This window comes from Bradyrhizobium shewense (assembly GCF_900094605.1).
Lineage (GTDB): Bacteria > Pseudomonadota > Alphaproteobacteria > Rhizobiales > Xanthobacteraceae > Bradyrhizobium > Bradyrhizobium shewense.
The window spans coordinates 150,390-171,752 of record NZ_FMAI01000013.1 but is presented as its reverse complement, the minus strand read 5'-3'; the positions used below and the strand labels follow the sequence as shown (position 1 = coordinate 171,752).

General features: G+C 66.5%; 15 protein-coding genes. 2 read left to right on the top strand and 13 right to left on the bottom strand.

Annotated features, from left to right (window positions below; genetic code table 11):
• Positions 1-49: 49 nt before the first annotated feature.
• Positions 50-781 (top strand): metallophosphoesterase family protein, encoded by a 732-nt coding sequence (locus GA0061098_RS24345; protein ID WP_091962304.1) that lies wholly within the window; start codon positions 50-52, stop codon positions 779-781.
• A gap of 142 nt (positions 782-923) precedes the next feature.
• On the opposite strand, the gene GA0061098_RS24340 is transcribed toward GA0061098_RS24345, so the two are convergent.
• The 12 genes from GA0061098_RS24340 to ubiE form a co-directional block, all read right to left on the bottom strand.
• Positions 924-1,931: an ATP-dependent DNA ligase gene (locus GA0061098_RS24340; protein WP_091962301.1), complete on the bottom strand. Its 1,008-nt coding sequence runs from the start codon at positions 1,929-1,931 to the stop codon at positions 924-926.
• A 145-nt stretch (positions 1,932-2,076) separates the two neighbouring features.
• On the bottom strand, positions 2,077-2,397 hold the full coding sequence (trxA, locus tag GA0061098_RS24335) for a thioredoxin (protein WP_007598398.1): 321 nt from the start codon (positions 2,395-2,397) through the stop codon (positions 2,077-2,079).
• A gap of 67 nt (positions 2,398-2,464) precedes the next feature.
• On the bottom strand, positions 2,465-5,974 hold the full coding sequence (gene addA / locus GA0061098_RS24330; protein WP_165637575.1) for a double-strand break repair helicase AddA: 3,510 nt from the start codon (positions 5,972-5,974) through the stop codon (positions 2,465-2,467).
• Positions 5,968-9,114: a double-strand break repair protein AddB gene (gene addB / locus GA0061098_RS24325; RefSeq protein ID WP_091962295.1), complete on the bottom strand. Its 3,147-nt coding sequence runs from the start codon at positions 9,112-9,114 to the stop codon at positions 5,968-5,970. The genes addA and addB overlap by 7 nt, the downstream gene beginning before the upstream one ends.
• A gap of 224 nt (positions 9,115-9,338) precedes the next feature.
• A complete protein-coding gene (locus GA0061098_RS24320) occupies positions 9,339-10,061 on the bottom strand; it encodes a nucleotidyltransferase family protein (RefSeq protein WP_091962291.1) in 723 nt (240 codons plus the stop codon).
• A 118-nt stretch (positions 10,062-10,179) separates the two neighbouring features.
• Positions 10,180-10,497, bottom strand: coding sequence for a PilZ domain-containing protein (locus GA0061098_RS24315; RefSeq protein WP_091962288.1), 318 nt, complete (start codon positions 10,495-10,497; stop codon positions 10,180-10,182).
• An 86-nt stretch (positions 10,498-10,583) separates the two neighbouring features.
• Positions 10,584-12,116 (bottom strand): tRNA (adenosine(37)-N6)-threonylcarbamoyltransferase complex ATPase subunit type 1 TsaE, encoded by a 1,533-nt coding sequence (tsaE, locus tag GA0061098_RS24310; protein WP_091962284.1) that lies wholly within the window; start codon positions 12,114-12,116, stop codon positions 10,584-10,586.
• On the bottom strand, positions 12,113-14,617 hold the full coding sequence (locus GA0061098_RS24305) for a sensor histidine kinase (RefSeq protein ID WP_091962279.1): 2,505 nt from the start codon (positions 14,615-14,617) through the stop codon (positions 12,113-12,115). The genes tsaE and GA0061098_RS24305 overlap by 4 nt, the downstream gene beginning before the upstream one ends.
• Positions 14,618-15,052: 435 nt before the next feature.
• Positions 15,053-15,511: a dUTP diphosphatase gene (dut, locus tag GA0061098_RS24300; RefSeq protein ID WP_091962275.1), complete on the bottom strand. Its 459-nt coding sequence runs from the start codon at positions 15,509-15,511 to the stop codon at positions 15,053-15,055.
• Positions 15,508-16,959: a bifunctional phosphopantothenoylcysteine decarboxylase/phosphopantothenate--cysteine ligase CoaBC gene (gene coaBC / locus GA0061098_RS24295; protein ID WP_091962271.1), complete on the bottom strand. Its 1,452-nt coding sequence runs from the start codon at positions 16,957-16,959 to the stop codon at positions 15,508-15,510. The genes dut and coaBC overlap by 4 nt, the downstream gene beginning before the upstream one ends.
• Positions 16,960-17,031: 72 nt before the next feature.
• Complete coding sequence (ubiB, locus tag GA0061098_RS24290; RefSeq protein WP_091962268.1) at positions 17,032-18,606, bottom strand: 2-polyprenylphenol 6-hydroxylase; 1,575 nt, start codon at positions 18,604-18,606, stop codon at positions 17,032-17,034.
• Positions 18,603-19,364 carry a bifunctional demethylmenaquinone methyltransferase/2-methoxy-6-polyprenyl-1,4-benzoquinol methylase UbiE gene (gene ubiE / locus GA0061098_RS24285; protein ID WP_091962265.1) on the bottom strand — a complete coding sequence of 254 codons (762 nt, stop codon included), beginning with the start codon at positions 19,362-19,364 and terminating at the stop codon, positions 18,603-18,605. The genes ubiB and ubiE overlap by 4 nt, the downstream gene beginning before the upstream one ends.
• A gap of 81 nt (positions 19,365-19,445) precedes the next feature.
• Here ubiE and mutM point away from each other — a divergent pair, with 81 nt between their 5' ends.
• Positions 19,446-20,345: a bifunctional DNA-formamidopyrimidine glycosylase/DNA-(apurinic or apyrimidinic site) lyase gene (gene mutM, locus GA0061098_RS24280; protein ID WP_091962262.1), complete on the top strand. Its 900-nt coding sequence runs from the start codon at positions 19,446-19,448 to the stop codon at positions 20,343-20,345.
• Positions 20,346-20,570: 225 nt separating this feature from the next.
• Here mutM and GA0061098_RS24275 read toward each other — a convergent pair whose 3' ends face one another.
• Positions 20,571-21,314 carry a ParA family protein gene (locus GA0061098_RS24275; protein WP_091962258.1) on the bottom strand — a complete coding sequence of 248 codons (744 nt, stop codon included), beginning with the start codon at positions 21,312-21,314 and terminating at the stop codon, positions 20,571-20,573.
• Positions 21,315-21,363 lie beyond the last annotated feature (49 nt).

Here is a 21,363-nt window from a genome sequence, read left to right as displayed (position 1 = left end):
ACCACTGCGTGCTGCGCTGCCTCCGGGGCACGAGAGTGGGGATAACAACATGCGCTTCGCAGCCATCGCCGACGTCCACGGAAACTATCTCGCGTTGGAGGCGGTGCTCGCCGACATCCGGGCCCTTGATATCACCGACATTGTCAATCTCGGCGACATGCTGAGCGGCCCGCTCGATGCGCGCCGCAGCATCGAGATCCTGATGCAGCTCGACGCCGTGCACGTGCTCGGCAATCACGACCGCTATCTGCTCGACCGTCCGCCGGAGAAAATGGGCTCGTGGGATCGTCCCGCCCATGCAGCGCTCAACGCCGCGCAACTGGATTGGCTGCGTGCACAGCCGATGACGCAGGTGTTTCGCGAGCAGGTGTTCCTCTGCCACGCGACGCCCGAGAATGACGAGGTCTATTGGCTCGACACCGTGCATCCAGATGGCACGGTCGCGCTGTCGCCGCTCGACCGGATCGAGCAATTCGCGCTGGGGCTCGCGCAATCCCTGATCCTCTGCGCCCACACCCATCTCGCCCGCGCGGTGCGACTTCGCGACGGCCGTCTGATCGTCAATCCCGGCAGCGTCGGCAGTCCCGGCTATCGCGACAAGCATCCTTATCCGCATGTGGTGGAAGCCGGCACGCCGCACGCGCGTTATGCGATCCTCGAGCTTGCGAATGGCGCCTGGCAGGTGACGTTCCGCCACGTCGCGTACGATCACCAGGCCATGGCGACGCTCGCACGCCGCAACGGCCAGCCGGAGCTGGCGAACGCGCTGGCGACGGGATGAATCGAGTAGCGACGCTCCTGTCCCGGACGCGGCGCGGCATGAAATGACGCGACGCAGAGCCGGGACCCAGCACGCGATGGGCCCCGGCTCTGCACCGCATCGCTGAAGAAGCGCTGCGGTGCGTCCGGGGCACGAGCGCGGATTACTTCAACAGCTTCATCGGATCCGCGGCCTTCTGCTTCAATTGCTCGAAGCTGCATTGCCGCGGCGCCTTGTCGGGGCGCCAGCGCAGGATCGAGGTGCCGTGGCGGAAGCGGTCGCCGCTGAAATGGTCGTAGCAGACTTCGATCACCAGCTTCGGTTTCAGCGGACACCATTTTGCCGAGCGCTCGGTCGACCAGCGGCTCGGCCCGCCCGGCGCGTTGCCGGTGAAGCCGGGTTCTGCGATCAGCGCCTCGAGCCGGTCGGTCAGCGCGGGCTTCTGCTCTGCCTTGATCGCGGATGTGAAGCCGACATGGTGCAGCAAGCCATCATCGTCGTAGAGCCCGAGCAGCAGCGAGCCGACCACCTTTCGCCCGGCGATCTTGTTGGTGGCATAGCGGAAGCCGCCGACCACGCAATCGGCGCTGCGGAATTTCTTGATCTTCTGCATGCCGTCGCGATTTCCGGCCTGGTAGGGCAGGTCGATGCGCTTGGCGATGACGCCATCGGAACCGCCGCCGGATTGCGCCAGCCACTTTTTCGCCGTGGCGAAGCTCGTCGTCGCCGGCGACAGGCGGAAGAGGCCGCCCTTCAGATTGGCCTTCGCAAACGCCTCCAGTACTGGTCGGCGTTCGCTGAGCGGTTTGCCGGCAATCTGCTTCTCCCGGGCAGTCGCGAGCAGGTCGAAAGCCAGATAGAGCGCCGGCGTGTCCTGCGAGAGTTTCGTCACGCGGCTAGCCGCCGGGTGAATCCGCTGCAGCAGCGCGTCGAACGAAAAGCTCTTGCCGTGAGGTACGACGATCTCGCCGTCGAGCGTGAAACGATCGGTCGTCAGCTTCAGCGCGGCAGCGACGATCTCCGGGAAATAGCGCGCGAGGTCCTCGCCGGATTTGGAGCGCAAATCGACATGGCCGCCGTCGCGCGACAGCAGGCAGCGAAAGCCATCCCACTTGGGTTCATATTGCCATTCCTTGCCGCGTGGAATCTCGTCGACCGACCGCGCCTCCATGGCAACGAGAGAAGTCGATTTTCGCGCGCGCTTTGCGGGAGGGGCAGGCAAGGGCCGGGACTCGTCATACGCTGAACACGTCCCGTCAACGCAAACGGCCGGCATTTCGCCGGCCGTTGTCGAAAATAATCTTACGCGAGGCGGATCAGACCGCGGAGGTGATCCACTGCTGCAGCTTCGCCTTCGGCGCCGCGCCGACCTGGCGGGAGGCCATCTCGCCGCCCTTGAAGATCATCAGGGTCGGGATCGACATCACGCCGTACTTCGAGGCCGTCTTCGGGCTCTCGTCGACGTTGAGCTTCACGATCTTGACCTTGTCGCCCATCGCGCCGGCGATCTCGTCGAGGGCGGGCGCGATCATGCGGCAGGGGCCGCACCACTCAGCCCAGAAATCGACGACCACAGGACCGTTCGCCTTGAGCACTTCGGCTTCGAAATCGGTGTCAGAAACCTTGCCAACGGCCATGGGAGTACCTCGTTCGGTTGAAAGAATCGGCGCGGATGGGAATCGCGCCCGGGATCATGCCGTCAACCTATGAACGGCCCCTTGCCGGGTCAAGGACGCTCACACCGAGATGAAGGGATGCCAGCGCCGCGTCCAGCGCGGGGGCTGAAATCTCCATATATTCAAGGGCCTCGGTCCAGAGCAGGACGGCGCGGATGGGCTTTTGGGGATAAAGCCGCGCCAGCACCGCCCGGTACAGCGCGAGCTGCCGGACATAGGCGGCGGGCGCTGCGGCCGCGTTCTTGGGCGCCGCCTGGTTGGTCTTGAAATCGACGATCAAAACCTCATCCGGACGAACGACCAGCCGGTCGATCTGTCCCGAGACCAAAGCTGGGGCGCGGCCCGTCCGCTCCAGCCTGCCGGCGATGGCGACTTCCGCCCGGCTGCCGGCGGCAAACACCGGCGCAAAGCGCGGTTCAGTGATCAAAGCCAGCACCTTGTCGGCCAAAGCAGCGCGGTCGGCTTCCGTCCAGTCCGGGGCGTTGCGCGCCATGAAGCCGAGCGCGGCCGCGTACCGGCGCTCCGCGGCGATATTCGGCAGGGATTGCAGGAGACGGTGCACCAGCGTGCCGCGCTGCAGTGCGAGCGCGCGCGACTGCACTGATTCGCCTGTCCGCACGCTGCGGCCTTCCTCGGCCGACTGGCCGGACGGACGCACCAGGTCGTCGTCAACGATCTCGCGCGGCGCCGGTGTTCGCAGCCAGGCTGGCAGCGCGACCGCCTGCTCCACGGTCGCCGCCGGGACACCCAGCGCCGCGACGTCCTCCGGCCGGGCGAACCGGGTCACCTTGCCGAGCGGCGTCTCGATCACCTGCTTGCCCAGACCCGAGCCGGCGAGACCGGTGTCGACCAGGTCATACCAGCTCAGCTTGCGGACCGTCTTCATATTGCCGGGCATGCAGCCACCGACGATCAGCCGGTCCGCGGCGCGCGTCATCGCGACATAGAGCAGGCGGCGATATTCGTCCTCGGTCTCCTCGAGCATGGCCTTGCGCGCGTCGGCGACGGGCTTGGGGTCGTCGGCCTTGCGGCCAGCCCAGACCACGACCTCGCCGCCATTGCCGCGCGGCACGTGGATCAGCCGGACCCGCTGCGAGTCCGCGGGCGACGACGTGGTGTCGACCATGAATACGACCGAGGCCTCCAGGCCCTTGGCGCCGTGCACGGTCATGACCCGCACCTCGTCGCGCGAGATCTCCATGTCGCGCTTCACCTCGGTGTCGGCCGAGCGCAGCCAGGCCATGAAGCCTTGCAGCGATGCCGGCGCCTTGCGCTCACAGCTCAGCGCCAGCTCCAGGAATTCGTCGAGCGCGTCGTTGGCTTCAAAGCCGAGCCGGCGCAGGATGCGCGCCCGCCCGCCGTCGCCTCCTAACAGCCAGGCGTAGAAGGCAAACGGCGTTTCCTCGCGCGCGCGGGTCTCGCAGGCTTCCAGACGCCGCAGCACGGCCGCAAACTTCTCGCTTCCGGCCGCATGCTCGCCGAGTGCGCGGCGCAGCGATCCCTTGCGATCATGGGCAAGCTGGAACAAATCGTCGTCATCGAGGCCGAACAGCGGGCTCTTCAGCGCCACCGCCAGCGCGAGATCGTCCTGCGGCAGCAGCAGGGCATCCGCGAGATTCATCAGATCGATGATCGCGATGTGCTCGGTCAGCTTGAGCCTGTCGGCGCCGGCGACCGGAACGCCAGCGTGTTTCAGTGCCTGGATCACGGCGTCGAAGGCGTTGCCGCGCCGGCGCACCAGGATCAGCATGTCGCCATAGCGCAGCGGTCGGCGCTCGCCCTCGTGTCCCGTCAGCGTGCCGCTTTCGACCAGCCGTTTGATCTCGGCCTGGATGCGACGCGCCAGCTTGACTTCTGGGCTGGTGACGGCGACGCCGTCAAACGGCGCGCGCCAGCCCTCGATCTCCTGGCGGTCGTCGGCGACAGCCAGATCCCACAGCTCGATCACGCTCGGACCGGCATCGGCGAGCGCGTTGTGCAGGGGATGGCCGATCTCGACCGAATGGATGCTCTTGTAGATCTCCTGCTCGCGGAAGACGTGGTCGACCGAGTGCAGGATCGCAGCGCCCGAGCGGAACGAATAGGTGAAGGCGACCGGATCGAACTTCAGCCCCGCCGAGGTGAACTTGCGGTGCAGCTCGCGCCGGCGCGCGTCGAACTCGTGCGGCGCCGCACCCTGGAACGAGAAGATCGACTGCTTCTCATCGCCGACCGCGAAGACCGTGCGGTTCAATCCTTCGCGCGCGCCTTCGCCGGCGGTGAATTCGGAGATGATGTGCGCGACGATGTCCCATTGCCGCGGGCTGGTGTCCTGGGCCTCGTCGATCAGGACGTGGTCGACGCCGCGGTCGAGCTTGTAGTGCACCCAGCCTGAAGACACACGGTTCAGCATCGCCAGCGTCTTGTCGATGAGGTCGTCGTAGTCGAGCAGCCCGCGCTCTTGCTTCTCGCGGCGGTAGTTGGCGGCAGCCGCGGTCGCGATGTGCAGCAGAGCCGCGGTGCGGTCGCGCATGGTCACCGCGCGGCGCTTCTCGACCAAGCCGCTGATGCGCTGCGCCTCGTTCTCGAACAGGCGAGCGACGGACGGGTTGTGGTCGCCAAACTTCTTGGTCAGCACCGTCTTGCGCGGCAACTTTTCGTCGGTGAGGAAGACGCAGAGATAGGCATCGACCTGTGCGCTGCCGGAAAAGACCTTTGCCTCCCGGAGCCGGCTGGCCTGGTCGTTGTCGGACTTGCTGCCGTCTTCCAGCGCAAAGGCGATGTCGTCCCAGCGCGATCGCGGCAGATAGGGTCCATCGAGGATCTCGGTCTCGACGTCCTCGATGCGGTCGCTCGCATCAACGCCCAGCGCCGCCGCCATCTGCGTCGCCGCGGCTTCGGCGTTGCCGGCCTCATCCGTCCAGGCCATGAAGTGATCGCGGCTCAGGCACGCCTCGCGCACGACCTCCTTGAAGGTGACGTCGGCGGCGCTCGCCATCGCGGTCAGCAAAGCGCGGCCGGTGACGCTCTCGGGATCGCGCGCGGCCTCCAGCAGCACCTTCAGATTGGCGCGCTCCATCATGTCGGTCTGGTCGCGCTCGTCGATCACGGCAAAGCGCGCGGGCACGTTGGCCTCGAACGGAAACTGCTGGAGCAGGCGCGTGCACAGCGCGTGGATGGTCTGCACCTTCAGCCCGCCCGGCGTCTCCAGCGCGCAGGCGAACAGTTTTCGCGCGTCGCGCCGAATTCTCGCGCTGGGATGCGGGATGCCGACAGCGCGGATCGCTGCGTCGAGCCCGGTATCATCCAGCGTCACCCAGTGACCAAGCGTGGTGAACACGCGCTCAGCCATATTCGCGGCGGCGGCCTTGGTGAAGGTGATGCAGAGGATCTTCTCCGGCGGCACGCCCGACAGCAGCAGGCGGATCACCCGCTGCACCAGCACATGGGTCTTGCCCGAGCCGGCATTGGCCGACACGAACGCCGACGCAGTCGGATCGGACGCGCGCGCCTGTCTCGCGCGCACCTCGTCGGGGATGGGGCGTGGCAGCTTCACCATTCCTCGATCCCCAAACCGCCGGCCGCGGACCATTCCTTGATCCGGGCGAGATCGTCATAGGTGCCGTAGCGGTTGGACCACATCGGCAGGTTCAGCGAGGTGTAGGGCTGGTTCTCGTCCTCGAAGGCACGGATCAGCGCCTCCAGCTTGGCGCGCGCTTCGGCGGCCGCCGTGTCCGGCGGCTGCGGCTCGTCGCCGGGTTTGTACTTGAGCTCGAGAATGCGCTCCTCGCCCGGCGGATTGTTGCCGCTCAGGCGCACATAGACGAGCTGGCTCACCGAAGCGCCGGCGTCGATATCGGGAAAGCCGCCCTCGCGCAGGATCGCGGCCTCCAGCGTGAGCTGCGGCGACAGGCCCATGCGGACCTGCTTGCCGGTCGGCGGCTGTCCGGTCTTGTAGTCGAGGATGGCATAGCCGCCGCCCTGGCGCCGTTCGATGCGGTCGGCGCGCGCGGAAAGGCGGAAGCTGCGCGCGCTGTCGAGCGTGATTGAAATCTCGCCGCGCGTCTCCGCGACGATGGCCTCGATCGCGTCGCGGCGCGCGGTCTCCCATTCGCCGAACCAGCGCGCGATGCGCTGGAAGCGCGGCCACCACAGGGCCCGCGCTTCGGGCCGCTCCATCAGCGGCGCGAAATATTTTTCGCCGATGGTTCGCAGCACGCGGGCGGGATCGTCGGGCAGACGCGCGGCATAGCTCTCGGTGAACTCGCCGATCGCATCGTGGATCGCCGAGCCGCGGTCGGCGGCCGACAGCGGCATGTCGACGGGATCGAGCGCGTCGAGCCGCAAAATGTGTTTTGCGTAGATCGTGTAGGGATCGCGCAGCCAGTCCTCGATCGCGGTCACCGACATCCTGAGCGGCCGCGTCGCCCGCGGCGGTCGCGGTTCGGGCTGCTTGATCGGCCTGACCTCGTCCGGCTGGTCCAGCGCGCCCGCGAACTGCACATATTTCTCGCCGGCGCGAACGGCCGCCTTCCAATGATCGTCGCCCGCAACCGCCTCCAGCCGATGCAGGAAGCGCGAGGCCACCGCCGGCGCGCCGCCGGCCTTGGCGGAATGGGTGAGGATCACCTCGTCGCCGCCGAGCAGCTGGGCAAAATCGTGGGCGGAGAGACCGATGCGCCGCTCCGGAAGATCGAGACCGAGCTCGTGCCGCATCGGCCGGCTGAGCCAGGGGTCGATGCGCGGCGCCGGCGGCCAGACGCCTTCGATCAGCCCGCCGACGATGATGCGGTCGGCCTGCATCAGGCGCGATTCCAGCGGGCCGTAGATCTGCAGCCGCGCGCCCGGCTTGTCGCGTCGCCTCACGGCGCGCTCGCTGAACGCGGTCTGGAAGACGTCGGCATAGTCGGGCAGCGTCACCATCAATCCGCTGGTCGTGCCGCCGCGTAGCAGATCGTCGAAGGCGCCGGCGAGCGCGAGGCCTTCGCGCTCCTCGAAGGCGAGCGGAATGCCTTGCTCGTCGCGCGACAGCTCGATCATGATTTCGCGGTGCCGGTGCGCGAGTTCAGCGAAGTCATATGGTTTTGCCGACGCCAGACTCTCGATCGGTGCCAGCGCCTTTTGCAAGGCATCGATCAGCGTCTGGATGCGGTCGATATTCTCGGCCTTGAGACGCGCACGGGGCTCGGCCTTGTGAAGTGCGGAGACCTCGCTGCGCCACAGCTTTGTCAGCTCGTCACGGAATCGATTGAATTCGCGCTGCAGGCCGCCGGTGCCCGCAGGCGGGCGCGTGCCGCGCAGGACTGCAAGCTCGAGATCTTCGATCGCCGCCTTCCACGCGCCAGGCAGCCGGCCGAGCCGGCACAGCGGATGCTTCAGCATCGCCAGCAGCGTCGGCGGCTCCAGTCCCTTGGTCGCCGCTTCCGCCGTGAGCCGGGCAAAGACGCCCGCGGATGTTTCCATCAGCACGTCGCCGCCGGAATCGTCGAAGGCGAGATCCCATCGGGTCAGCGCAGCCATCACCCGTCGCGCCAGCGCGCGGTCCGGCGTGACCAGCGCTGCCGATTTGTCGAGATGCCGCGCCTCGCGCATCGCGATGGCAATGGCGAGCGCTTCCATTTCAGGGTTGGGTGCTTCGACGACAGCGAGATTCTTCATGCCACCGGCGATCTTCGTCGCGACATCCGGCTGCTTCAGCCGGTCGTGCCAGACTTCCGTCTTGGCGGACGGCCGCATCGATTCCGAGGCGAGCAGATCGCGGCCGCCGTCCGCTGGCGGCTGGAGAATCTCGACGTCACTGCGCTTGATGCCAAAACGTTCCAGCAGTGCGTTCATCGCATATTGCGGATGGTTCGACGCCGGATGCTCAGCGAACTTGCCGAGCGAATCGCGCACGCCGCCGATGCTGCGCCAGGCGTCGTCATCGAGATCGGTATCGAGGCCCGGCAGCACCACGGCGCCATGCGGCAGCGAGGCGACTGCGTGCAGAAATTTGGCGGTGGCCGGCATCGAGCCGGTCGAACCGGCCGCGATGACCGGCCCGCTCGGATGCGCGGTCAGCCGTTTGGCTTCCGCCGCGATCAGGAGATCGCGCCGCGCCGCCGGCTCGATCCGGTTGATCTCGGCCAGATGACCGGGCCAGGCGATGCGTGCGATCCGCAAAAATTCGAGCGAGTGCTGCCAGTAGCGGTCGAGGTTGTCAGGTACGAGACCGTCGAGCGCGCTCCAGTCGACGCCGCGCGTCACCATGTCGTCGATCAGGCGCGCGAGGTCGCCGGCGAGAGCCAGCGTCGAAGCGGGCCCGCCGACCACCAGTGGCGACAGCACCGGGCCCTTGGCCCAGGCCGCGACCAGTTGAGCCAGCGTCAGCCGTCGTTCGAGCTCGCCAAGCCGCGGCGGAATGTCGAGGGGCGTTGCGCCGGAGAACTGCTCGCCCTCGTCGGAGAAGGCGAGCTCATCCTCGTCGATGTCGCCGAGCGCGACGATGCGCGGCAGCACCACGGCATCCGCATTCATCTCGTCGAGGAAGATCTCGCGGACCACGCGCATCGCGCGCCTTGTCGGCAGATACAGTGTGGCATCCGCCAGACGCGCCGGTTCCTTGCGCGCCTCGAATCCCTCGACCAGCCGTCCGTCGAGCAGGCTCGCGACGATCGTGCGCAGGAATGGAACTGAGAGGGGGACGCTGAAGACGCGCATGGACTGCCTGATTCGGAGATCAGGGCAATATAGGGAGGCGAGGTCGAATGGTCATGGGGCGGGGGGAAGTCGTCCCCGCTGTTCGTCGGGACTAGAACAGGTGTCGAAGGGTGGGCAAAGGCGCGACAGCGCCGTGCCCACGCGTCTCTCACCGACTTTCACCGCTTGACTCCGTGGGCACGCTTCGCTTTGCCCACCCTACGGCACCGTCTTTGAGATTGGCCTTACGCCACGCTCTCCAGAAATGCCTCTTCCGCGGCGTGCACGGCGTCGGGCGTGCCGACATGCATCCAGACACCGTCGAGCCGCAGGCCGAACAGCCGCTCCTGCTCGTTGGCGCGGTCGAACATTTTTGTCAGCGAGAACTCGCCCTGCGGCGCGCCTTCGAAGATCGACGGTGACAGGATCGCAGCGCCGGCATAGACGAACGGAACGACTTCCTTTTCCTTGCGCTTGCGCAGGGCGCCGTCGGGCAGCATGCCGTAGTCGCCGCGACCGCTATAGCCGATGCTGGTCGCGGTCGGCGCCATCAGCAGCAGGATGTCCATGCGCGCGGGATCGAAATTTTCGGCAAGCCGCGTCAAATTGGAGCGCACGCCGTCGATCCACAGCGTGTCGGAATTGACGTGGAAGAACGGTGCGTCGCCGAGCAACGGCAGCGCCTTGACCACGCCGCCCCCGGTGCCGAGCACCTGGTCGCGCTCGTCAGAAATCGTCACGCGCGGAAGCTGGCGCGATGCGACGTGATCGATGATCTGGTCCGGCAGGTAGTGCACGTTGACCACGGCCTCGGTCACGCCCGCCTGGCAGAGCTTGTCGAGCACGTGGTCGAGCAGTGGCTGGCCGGCCACCGGCACCATCGGCTTCGGCATCTTGTCCGTCAGGGGACGCATGCGCAGGCCAAACCCTGCGGCGAGCACCATGGCTTTGGTCGGTTTGACGGACATCCTTCGCTTTCTCAGACCTTTCGCGTTCGCAGCAATCCTAACACGAGGTTCGATCAGCCGCACCGCATCTCAACCGCCTTAACCACCCGCCGTGACGGTTGTACGACGGGTGTTGCCATCATGCCCCGACGGCTGTGGAACGCGCTTTTTTCTTCTTGTCGCCGACTTTCAGGAAATTGACCCCGATCTGGTCGCCATTGACCCAGGCCAGCTCGCAGCGCCGGTACGCAAGTCCGGTGGACGACAGCAGCAGAAAGAACTCCTTCAGATGGAGGCCCTCCACCGAGCCGTCGATGGTCAGCTTGGCGCCGGTCTCGGAGACGTCCTCCATGGTGCAGTCGCGCCGCCAGGTGCCGTCGATCCCCATCATCTGGGCCGAGATCCCGCGCTCGAAGACAACCCGGCTGTTGCCGCGCTGGTCCGTCTTTACCGCCATCTGCCCGCTCCAGCCCGTAATGATCCGGCTGCCTTGCCGCCAGAATACCGGCGTCTTGGCTAACAGCTGGTAAATCGGCCTCCGAATCAGGCCTTTGGCGGACTTTGGGGCGGTGGGACGTTGGCGAGATACCAGTCGCGCAAAGAGCTCAGCGCGGGATGTGCCAGCGAGCGCTGGAGATAGGTCCAGATCCGCGGCTGGTGACGCAAATAATGCGGCTTACCATCGCGGCGGTTGAGGCGGGCGAAGGTGCCGAGCAGCCGCGTGTTCCGCTGCGCCGATATGATCGCGTAGAGCTCGGCGAAGCCGGCAGCATCGAAGCTTGCATCACTCGCGCGCCGCGTCTTGATGTAACGCGACAGCAGCGTCAGCTCGATGTTTTCAGGGACGTCGATGCGGGCGTCCTGGAGCAGCGAGACCACGTCGTAGGATGGCGGACCGAGCACCGAGTCCTGGAAATCGATCACGCCGACGCGCGCGATGCCGGCGCGATCCCCAAGCCAGATCAGATTGGGCGAGTGATAGTCGCGGATGATCCACGTCCTCGGCGCGGCGAGCGGTTTCTTCAGCAGCTCGCGCCACATCGCGAAAAACTCTCCGCGCGCCGCCTCGCTCAGCGGCGCGTTGCGATCGGGCAGGTACCATTCCGGCATCAAGCCGATCTCGATCAGCAGCGCCTCGGCATCGAAGAGGGGGATGGCGTAGGTCTGTCCGCCCAGTGGCAGCGTTTCCGGCAGCGACTTGCCGTGCAGCGTGGCCAGCACATCGACCGCGGCCTCGTAGCGCTCGGCAATCGGGCGTGGCGGGTCGCCTTCGATCACGCCTTCGCTGCCGAAATCCTCGGTGATCAGGAAGCCATGGTCGAGGTCGGAATGGTGGATCGCGGGCGCCGAGATGCCCTGCGCACGCAGGCCTTCGTCGATCGCGACGAACGGCTTGACGTTCTCGGCGAGATGCACCGCAGCGCTGTAGGATTTTCCGTTGTACGTCGCAGCACCATCAGGGCGCTGCGGAAAGTTCATGAGGATGACGATCTCCTCGCCGCGCAAGAGTCGCGCATAGGAGCGGGTCGAGGCATCGCCGGCCATGCGCCGACGCGTCGCCTCGAGATAGCCGGACCCATCGAGGAATTCGCGCAGTGCCTGCAGCCGCGCGACAGTGGCGGCACTCCTGCCGTAACCGGTGATGTCGGCGGCGCGCGCATTCGAGCCCAGCGCCGGCCGATGCGTCAGCGCGATGTCGATACGATCCTGGGGCATCGCCGACGGTGCCCGCTCCGGCCATTCGATCAGCACGAGCGTTGCCTCGGGGAGCGGCGACAGCCCGATCTCCTCGAGCTCGCTCTCGTCCTCGACGCGATAGAGATCGGCGTGCATCGCCGGAAACGGCGGCAGCTCGTAGCCCTGCACCAGCGTGAAGGTCGGGCTCGGCACCTCCAGCTCCTCGTCGCCGGCGAGATAGCGGATCATGGCGCGCGCCGCCGCGGTCTTGCCGGCGCCGAGATCGCCGGTCAGCGTGATGACATCGCCGGGGCCAACCAGCAGCGCGAGGTCGGCCATCAATTGTGCGGTGGCCGTCTCGTTGTGGAGCGCGACGGAGAGTTTGGTGGGTTCTGTCATTCGGCGGCGTCGCGATGCGCCGCCTGGTCGGTCGGAAAGTCACAGATCACGACCGTGCCCCGGCCGACGATCGAATCCACCCGCACCTTGCCGCCATGCAGCTCGACGAAGGAGCGCACCAGCGACAGGCCGAGCCCGGCGCCGCGGTGACGCGAGCCCTGCGAGCGGCTTTCGAACCAGTTGAACACCTTGTCCTTCATGTCGGCAGGTATTCCAGGCCCGGAATCTGTCACAGTGAAGACCACGCTGCGTTCGGTGCGCCGCGCGCTGATGCCGACGGTGGAATCCTGTGGAGAAAACCCGACGGCGTTGGCGAGGAGGTTATAGAGCACCTGCACCACGCGCTTCTCGTCGCCGACGAAGCTGCCGACATCGGGCGCGATCTCGACCTTGAGGCGGATGCGGTCGGTGGCGAGCCGGTCCTGGATGCCTTCGGCCGCGAGTTCGATGGTCTTGCTGACGTCGACCGGGCCGAGTTCCAGCTTCATGGCGCCGGCGTCGATGGTAGCGAGATCGAGGATGTTGTTGGTCAGCGCCAGCAGCGCGTTGGTCGATTTGGTGACGTAGTCGAGATATTCGGCCTGTTTCGGCGTCAGCGGCCCGGTCGAGGGATCGCTGAGGAAATGCGCGAAGCCGATGATGGTGGTGAGCGGCGAGCGCAGCTCGTAGGAGACGTGGTGGACGAAATCCACCTTCATCTGGTCAGCGGCTTCCAGCGCCTCGTTGCGCTCGCGCAGCGCGCGCTCGACGTTCTCGGTGTCGGTGATGTCCTGGAACGTCAGCATGGTCGCGCCGTCATGCAGCGGGCGGATCATGCCGTCGAGCACGCTGCCGTCCTTGCGCTCCAGCTTCAGCGGCACGTCGGCGCGGCTCTCGATCGAGGTGACGGCCTCGCGGATCTGGCGCCAGACCGCGGGGTCGTCGAACAGCTGATGGCACCAGCCTTCCACCGTCTGGATATGCGGCTCGTCGCGCATGGCGTCGCTCGACAGCTTCCACATTCGGACGAAGGCCGGGTTGAACAGCTGCGCCTTGCCGTTGCTGCCGAACACGGCGACGCCCTCGGCGAGGCTGTCCAGCGTCTCGCGCTGGACACGGATCATGCCGTCGAAGCGGCGGGCGAGCTCGAGGCTCTCGGTGACATCGTCGAACAGATAGGTGACGCCGCCTTCCGGGTTCGGCGTGGTGACGACCGAGAGCGCGCGGCCGTCGGGCAGGTACCAGGTGTCCTTGGTGGTCTCGACCGCGCGGTAGGCCTCGTGCAGCTTGGACTTCCAGGCACGGAAGTCCGGCTGCTCCGGCAGCTTGCGCGCGGCGCGGAGCTGGTCGAGCACGCTGGAATCATCGGGATCGGCGTCGAGGAAGGTGCGGTCGAGGTCCCACAGCCGGCGGTAGGAATCGTTGTAGAAGGCGAGCCGGCGCTGACCGTCGAACACGGCCACGCCGGAGGAGAGCTGGTCGAGCGTGCGGCGATGCGCCTCCGCCATCCGCACCAGCGCCGAGCTGAGCGCATCCGCCTCGCTGGCATCGATGGCGACGCCGACGCTGCCGCTGCCGACATTGACCGCGCGCACGTCGTAGATGCGGCGCTCGCCGCTGATCACGATCGGCAGTCGCGCGTTGAAATTGGCGGTGTCCTTCAGTCCCCGTTCCATCGCGGTGCGGTCGGCGCTGTCGAGCAGCTCCAGCTTGCGCTCCTGCGCGTCGGTGACGTTGTTCGCCTCGGTGGCACGGACATAGGCCGGGTTGGCGTAGGTCAGCGCGCCGTTCTCGCCCTTGGCCCAGATCGGCCAGGGTGCGTTGGCGGCAAAGCCGCGCAGCATCTCGGTCTCGTCGGAGAGCGCGTTGTAGCGCAGATGGGTCTCGGCCAGATCGCGGCGGAGCCCCGAGAGTTCGCGAATCCGGACAATGGCCTGGCCGCCGATGGCGCGGCCGATGGCCTCGAGCGTGTGGCCATGCGCGGTCGTCAGTGTCAGCTGGAACCCGTCGCCGCGGTCACGCAGCGCATCGACGGCATGATCCATCTGGAGCGCGGGCTCGGGCGGCAGCCAGGTTCCGAATGCGAGCACGCGTTGCGGCGAGGAATCGCGCGGCAGCACAAGGGAGATGTCGCCGGAGATCTGCGCGCGATTGTCGCCGGCCGGCCAGGAGATCAGGATCTGCGGCTCGGCGAACAGCAACGCGCCGAAGCGGTCGGCCTGGAGCTGGAGTTCCCCGATTCGGGCGCGCAGCCGCGCCTCGTTCTTCGCGGTCCGCACGCGCGTGCGCATCAACAGAATCGCAGCCACCACCGAGAAGCCGAGCAAGGCCAGCGCGGTGGCGAGCACCGCAAGTTCCTGCCGGTTGAAATCCAGCATGATGGAGAGGGTGTCGATGAGGTCGGCCGCCTCGGCCGGCGCAGCCGGCAGCAGCGCTGCAAGAGCGCCTCCCAACAGGCCGTTGCGCACGAGCGATGTGCACGACAGCAGCGTCCGACGCATCGACACGATCACGCCTGACATAGTTGCCCCAAGACCGCACGAATTTACGCGCGGCGACCCCCGTCGCGCGCGAATCAAACGACAATACCCCCACCGTGACTCCGCCGGTAAGAGTCCAGATCGTGAACGCAAAGGCGGCCCCAAAAAAATGCAGGGTGAAGGGTTCCAACACACGTAAATCTTCGGATGACTCGGCCGGAACTACCGTGCGTTAGCGCGTGAGATGAGACATCACGGGCGCTCCGACGGAGGTGCGTTCCCTCCCCCCTTGTGGGGGAGGGTTAGGGAGAGGGGTAGCCCAGGAAGAAGTGCCAATTGCTGACGATGCAAAGGGGAACGGTGCGCGATCGAAAGAGTCCCCGTGTGGCCCGCCTCCCTGCCCCTCCCCCACAAGGGGGAGGGAACGGAGAGAGCGCCGCGATGATCGGACTCTGTTCGACTTCAACCCACCACGACTTAGCGGCCGGTCGAGCCGAAGCCGCCGGCGCCGCGATCGGTGGTCGACAATGTGGCCACCGGAACCAGCGCGGCCTGCATCACGGGCGCGATCACCATCTGGGCGATGCGCTCGCCGCGCTTGATCACGAACGGCGCCGCGCCATGGTTGATCAGGATCACCTTGATCTCGCCGCGATAATCCGCGTCGATCGTGCCCGGCGAGTTCAGCACGGTGACGCCGTGCTTGGCGGCAAGCCCCGAGCGCGGCCGCACCTGCGCCTCGTGCCCGGCCGGCAATGCGATCGCAAGGCCCGTCGGCACCAGCGCATATTGGCCGGGCGCGAGCGTCATCGGCTCGCTGTCCGGCACCGCCGCCATCAGGTCGAGGCCGGCAGCCTCGGTGGTTTGATAGGCCGGCATTGGCAGGCCTTCCGCATGGGCCAGGCGTTGTAGTTCGACAGTGACCTTCGTGCTCAAGATGCCGGCTCCAGGGATTTGTCGGTCACGCTCCGTGCGACATGCGCGACCAGTTCGATGGCGACCTGTTCCTTGGTCATCACCGGCCAGGAATCAACTGCAATCTCGCCGTCCTTCCCACCATTCTTGCGACTGATCAGATGCACGGTGTTGCGGTCGCCGCCCATCACGCCGGTGGCGGGCGAGACGTCGTTGGCGACGATCCAGTCGCAGCCCTTGCGGGCGAGTTTTGACTTGGCGTTGTCGATGAGGTGCTCGGTCTCGGCGGCAAAGCCGATCACCAGCGGCGGACGCTTGTCGGTCAGCTTCGAGATCGTGGCGAGGATGTCGGGGTTCTCGATGAGCTGAAGCGGCGGCATGCCGGCTGCGGTCTTCTTCAGCTTCTGCTCGCCTTCGTTGGCGACGCGCCAGTCGGCGACGGCGGCGGCAAAGATCGCGATGTCGGCGGGGAGCGCGGCCTGCACCTGCTCCAGCATCTGCCGCGCCGATTCCACATGCTTCACCGTCACGCCCTGGGGATCGCCGAGGTCGACCGGACCGCTCACCAGGATCACCTCGGCGCCGGCGGCTTGTGCGGCGGCGGCAATGGCAAAGCCCTGCTTGCCGGAGGAGCGGTTGGCGATGTAGCGCACCGGATCGATCGGCTCGTGGGTGGGACCTGCGGTGATCAGCACGCGCTTGCCGGCAAGTGGCTTCGGCACCGGCGGCCGCAGCAGACGCTCGGCAGCCGCAGCGATCTCGATGGCTTCCGACATGCGGCCGGTACCGGCCTCGCCCGCTTCCGCCATCTCGCCGGAATTGGGTCCGATCAGCACCACGCCATCGCGCTGCAGCTGCGCGACGTTGCGGCGCGTCGCCGCATTGGTCCACATCAGCGGGTTCATTGCCGGCGCCAGCAGCACCTTGCGGTTGGTCGCGAGCAGGACCGCGCTGGCGAGATCGTCGGCATGGCCGTTCGCCATCTTGGCCATCAGGTCGGCGGTCGCGGGCGCCACCACGACCAGGTCGCAGTCGCGCGCGAGGCGGATATGGCCGGCGTCGAACTCGCTCTGGGGGTCGAACAGGTCGGTATAGACACGCTCATGGGAGAGGGCGCTGACCGCCAGCGGCGTGACGAATTGCTGGGCCGCCTTGGTCAGCACGCAGCGGACCTCGACGCGGCGCTCCTTCAGCCTTCGGATCAGGTCGAGCGACTTGTAGGCCGCGATACCGCCGCCGATGATCAGGGTGACGCTGGCCTCGGGGACGGCGCCGGTGCGCTGGAGTGCGGGGGCGGAGGATGTCGCAGGCGGTACCGCAAACGGCGTCAGCGGCTCCTCACGGCCCTCGATCAGCTCCCGCAGGATGACCCGGACCTCTTCCTCGACTGACCTGCGGTTCTTGGCCGAGCGCAGCCGCAAATAGGTTTTGACGGCGTCGTCGAGCTTGCGGATGGTCAGGCTTGCCATGACGCCCCTCCAGCACGGAATGATAGCGATGCTATCACCCGTGTGATTGCAATGCAATCAAACTTTTGGCAGTCATAGATTCCGGACGGCGATCAGGATCCCGATGAAGGTCGCGGCGATGATCCAGAGCGCGACGGTGCGCCAGCGGTTCTTGCGGCCCTCGCTGCGACCCATCGCGGCGATGCTCTCCGGCGACAGCCGGATGCCCTCCCGTGTCATGGTCTCGAGCTGCTCGAGCACCTTCACGGACCGCTCGGCGATCTCCGGCATGCGCATCAGCACGCGCGCGATGTCTCCGGTCCCGGCGAGCGCGCCTTGCACCCGGCCGATCGGACCGAGATTGCGCTCGATCCATTCGCGCACCACGGGGTCGGCGACCTTCCAGATGTCGAGCCTGGGATCGAAGCCGCGCGCCACGCCTTCGACCACGACCATGGTCTTCTGGAGCAGGATCAGCTCGGGACGCGTGGTCATGTCGAACAGGCCGGTGACCTCGAGCAGCAGCGTCAAGAGCCGCGCCATCGAGATCTCTTCCGCCGTGCGGTTGTGGATCGGCTCGCCGATGGCGCGGATCGCCTGCGCGAAGTTCTCGACCGAGTGATGCGCGGGCACGTAGCCCGCCTCGAAATGCACCTCGGCGACGCGGCGATAGTCGCGGGTGATGAAGCCGAGCAGGATTTCGGCGAGGAAGCGCCGCTCCTTCATGCCGAGCCGGCCCATGATGCCGAAATCGACCGCGACGAGTCGTCCCGCGTCATCCAGGAACAGATTGCCCGGATGCATGTCGGCGTGGAAGAAGCCGTCGCGCAGCGCGTGCCGCAGGAAGCTCTGGATCACCTTGCGGCCGAGATCGGGCAGGTCGACCTGCGATTCCGCCAGACGCTTGTGATCGTTCAGCGCGATGCCGTCGATCCACTCCATCGTCAGCACGTTGTGCGTGGTGCGGTCCCAGTCCACGGACGGCACGCGGAAATCAGGATCGCCCTGCGTGTTCTCCGCCATCTCTGACAGCGCCGCAGCTTCCAGCCGCAGATCCATCTCCATCGCGACCGAGCGCGACATGGTGTTGATGACCTCGATGAGGCGCAGGCGCCGCGCTTCGGCCGAATAAGCCTCGGCCTTGTGCGCGACGAAGAAGAAATCGGAGAGGTCGCGACGGAAGCGCGTGGCGACGTTGGGCCGAAGCACCTTGACCGCGACCGACTTGCGGATGCCGGCGTGCAAGACCTCGCCGCGATGCACCTGCGCGATCGAGGCCGCCGCGACGGGAGGGCCGAAGCTCACAAACACGTCCTTCAGCGGCCGCTCCAGCGAGGTCGCGATCGCGGCTTCGGCTTCGTCCTGCGGAAACGGCGGCAGGCGGTCCTGGAGACTTTCGAGGTCGCGCGCCATGATCACGCCGACGACGTCGGGGCGTGTGGCCAAGAATTGTCCGAGCTTGAGATAAGCGGGGCCCATCCGCGTCAGCGCGCGCGATATCCGCGGGCCGTGCTTGACGCCACGCCGTTCGACCAGGCGCGCCAGCTTCAGCGCGAGCTGTCCCGGCGGCGGCACCAGGCTCGGATCGACCGAGCCGAACACGCCCTCGCGCGCAAACACGAACGCGGCGCGGATCAGGCGCGCAATGTGGGTGAACGCAGAGATCACAAACGCCAGCCCGAATGCAGTGCGACGATGCCGCCGGACAGGGTCTGCCAGCTGACGCGGGCGAAGCCGGCGTCGCGGATCATGTCGGCGAAGGCGTTGGGTTTCGGAAACTTGCGGATGGACTCGACGAGATATTGGTAGGACTCGGCGTCGCCCGTGATCATGCGGCCGAGCGGCGGGATCACTTTGAACGAGAACAGATCGTAGATCCGGTCGAGCCCGGGCATCTCGACGGTGGAGAATTCCAGGCACAGAAAGCGGCTGCCGGGCTTCAGCACGCGATAGGCCTCGCGCAGCGCCAGATCGATCCGGGGCACGTTGCGAATGCCGAAAGCGATCGTATATGCGTCGAAGCTGCGGTCGGCGAAGGCGAGCGCTTCGGCATTGCCTTCGACGAAATCGACCCGGGTTTCGAGATGGCGCTTCGCGGCGCGCTCGCGGCCCACGACCAGCATGTCGGTGTTGATGTCGCAGACGGTGGCATGGAAGCCGCGGCCCGCCGCCTTGGCGGCACGGAACGAGATGTCGCCGGTGCCGCCTGCGACGTCGAGCAGCGCGAACGGCCGGTCGCTCCTGGGCGGGTCGAGCGCGGTGATCATGATGTCCTTCCAGACCCGGTGCAGGCCACCGGACATCAAATCGTTCATCAAATCATAGCGCGACGCCACGCTGTGAAACACATCGTTCACCAGCGTCTGCTTGTCCCCCAGGGGGACGTCCCTGAAGCCAAAATGCGTGGTTTCGCCCGGCCGATCCATTACTCTACTCCACTGGGCGAACCATAGCGCGCCCGCCGCAATGGCGCTATCACACCGCCTTCATAAGGTGAATGCCTGACCATGCCTGAATTGCCCGAAGTCGAGACCGTCCGCCGCGGCCTTCAGCCTGTGATGGAGGGTGCGAAAATCCTGGTGGCGGAAGCCCGCCGGCCGGACCTGCGCTTTCCGTTCCAGCCGGATTTCGTGACCCGGCTCCAGGGGCAGGTCGTCACGGGGCTCGGCCGCCGTGCAAAATATCTCATGGCCGATCTCGCCTCCGGCGATGTGCTCTTGATGCATCTGGGCATGTCGGGCTCGTTCCGCGTCATCAAGCCGGACAACGAGGCAGCTCCCGGCGAGTTTCACTATCCGAGGGGTAAGGACTCCACGCACGACCACGTGCTGTTTCGGATGTCCTCGGGCGCCGACATCGTCTTCAACGACCCGCGCCGCTTCGGTTACATGAAAGTGATCGCACGTAACGCACTCGAAGATGAGCCACTGCTGCGCGACCTCGGCCCCGAACCGCTCGGCAACGAATTCGACGCCGCGATGCTGGCGCGGTCCTGCGAAGGCAAGACCACCAGCCTGAAGGCCGCGCTGCTCGACCAGCGCGTGGTGGCGGGGCTCGGCAACATCTATGTCTGCGAAGCCCTGCATCGCTCGCATCTGTCGCCGCGCCGGATCGCGGCGACGCTCGCGACCAAGGGTCGCAAGGGCGTTGGCGGCGGCGAGCCGACCGATCATGCGAAGCGATTGGTAAGTGCGATCCACACCGTGCTGAACGACGCCATCAAGGCCGGCGGCTCGTCCTTGCGCGACCATCGCCAGACCTCGGGCGAGCTCGGCTATTTCCAGCATTCGTTCAAGGTCTACGACCGCGAAGGCGAGAAATGCACGACGCCGGGGTGCGGTGGCACGGTCAAGCGATTTACGCAGAATGGCCGGTCCACCTTCTGGTGTCAGAAGTGTCAGAAGTGACGTAGCCCGTAGCCCGGATGGAGCGCAGCGAAATCCGGGTTCAGCGTGACCGCGGAGAGACTTTCCCGGATTGCGCTGCGCTCCATCCGGGCTACGACGCGAAAATAGACCGTCGACAAAAACCGCGAAGCGAAGCAATCCGGCCGGGCTGATGGCCGGATTACTTCGTCGCTGGGGCCCTTCCGGATGGTGAAGGGCCGACTGCCGTCAGAGCGATTGCCCCGCTCAGGACGCCAGTGTCGTGGTCTCGTCCGCCGAAAGATCGGCAGCGACATGCAGCATGCCGTCCGCAGGCGACATCACCTGATCGATCAGGACATTGGTCGTGGCGCTGAGCTCGAGCCGGGTTTCGATCCAGCGCCAGAGGCCGCGGATCTCGTCCGCCGACTTCCCGTTCGGCGCGAATTCGCTCACGGCAAGGCCGTTCGCGAGCGAATCCTGGTGGTCGTTACGCATCACGATCAGCGGGCGCGCGAGCACGTCCGAAAGATCGAGCGCCGCTTCCTCGGCGAGGGTGTTGGCGGCGTTGTCGATGCGCTGGCCGCGGATCGGCGTCTGGTTGAGCACGAAGCTGTAGGGCCGCTTCCAGGCGCGTGCGACGCTGAGCGTCGAGACGGTCGCCTCGATGTCGGCGACGCTCGGGCGGGCCGGGATCAGGCAGAGATCGGAATGGCGGATCGCAGCGGTGGTCGCGGCGCTGAGGCCGGCGGCGGTGTCGATGATCGCAAGCTGCAGGCCGCTGTCAGCCAGCATCTTCAGGCGCGGCTCGATGTCGGCGGCGTGATAGATCGGCTCGACGACGAAATCATCGGCGGCGCGGCGGCGCTGCCAGCTCGACAGGGTGCCCTGCGGGTCGGTCTCGATCAGGCGGACGGTGAAGCCGGCCTGCTTGGCCGCGAGCGCGAGCCCGATGGCGAGCGTGCTCTTGCCGCTGCCACCCTTTTGGGTGGCCAGTACGATCGTGTGCATTGGAAGATGAATCCTTTGGATTGCTTGGGTCCCGGGATAACGCCACGCG